Source organism: Massilia sp. CT11-108 (assembly GCF_047302915.1).
Classification (GTDB): Bacteria; Pseudomonadota; Gammaproteobacteria; order Burkholderiales; family Burkholderiaceae_D; genus Telluria; species Telluria orientalis.
Map to the genome: position 1 here is coordinate 1 of NZ_JBKYMO010000971.1, position 1,076 is coordinate 1,076.

1 protein-coding gene is annotated in these 1,076 nt (G+C 69.0%); it reads right to left on the reverse strand.

From position 1 onward, the window contains the following. Nucleotides 1-1,076: alpha-L-fucosidase (locus tag ACEN88_RS32435; RefSeq protein ID WP_413346343.1), on the reverse strand; the 1,076-nt coding region annotated here is incomplete at both ends.

The window sequence follows — 1,076 nt, forward strand, 5'->3', positions numbered from 1 at the left end:
CCCGGCCAGTTCAGCCCGTGCACATAGCCGGTGTGGCCGCGGCGCGCCCACGCGCCCCAGCTGCCCGGCAGGAACGGCCCGCCGCGGGTGCCGTAGATGCTGTCGCCATGCTTGCCCAGCCACGCGCCGATCTCGCGCAGGCGCTGGGCCTGCGCCGGATCGATGCGGCCGTCGGGGTCGGGCCCCACGTTGAGCAGCAGGTTGCCGTCGCGTCCCGCCACGTTCGCCAGCAGCTGGATGTAGTGCTTCAGGGGCTTCGGCTGCATGTTCGGCTGGTAGCCCCAGGCGCCGGCGATCGTCGTGCACAGCTCCCACGGATGCTGGTCGTCGAAGTCGCCCAGCGCGCCGTCGCCTTCGCGCGAGTGGAAGTCTTCCTTCATGTCCGCGCGGCCGTTGATGACGACGTTCGGCTGCAGGCGGCGCAGCATCGTGTGCACCTTGTCGTGCTGCCAGTCGAAGCCGCCGCCGTAGTGCTTGCCGGGCGCGCGCTTCTGCCACTGCGCGGCAGACCAGTCGCCGCCGAAACTCAGCCAGTCGGTCTCGCCGCCATCGAACCACAGCACGTCGAGCTTGCCGTAGTTGGACAGCAGTTTTTCCATCTGGCGGTGGTACTGGGCGCGCATCGCTTCCGCGCTGTCCCGGTACAGGTCGGGGAAGAAGTAGCCCGGATAGCGCCAGTCCAGCGGCGAGTAATACAGCCCCACGCCCATGCCGGCCTTGCGCGCGGCCTTCACGTAATCCGCGACGAAATCGCGCTGCGCGGCCGTCTTCGTGCTCGAGAACGGATTGTCGCCGTCGTCGAACATCGCAAAGCCGTCGTGGTGGCGCGACGTGAACACCATGTATTTCATGCCCGCGGACTTCGCCAGCTGCGCCCACCCGTCCGGGTCGAAGTGGCGCGGCTTGAACTGGCCGGCCAGCTTCGCGTACTCGTTCACCGGGGTTTGTTCCATGAATTGCGCCCACTCGCCGCGGCCGGGGATGGCGTACAGCCCCCAGTGGATGAACATGCCGAAGCGGGCCTGGCGCCACCAGGCGATGCGGGCGGCCGCGTCGCCGTCGGCGGCCGCCCGCAT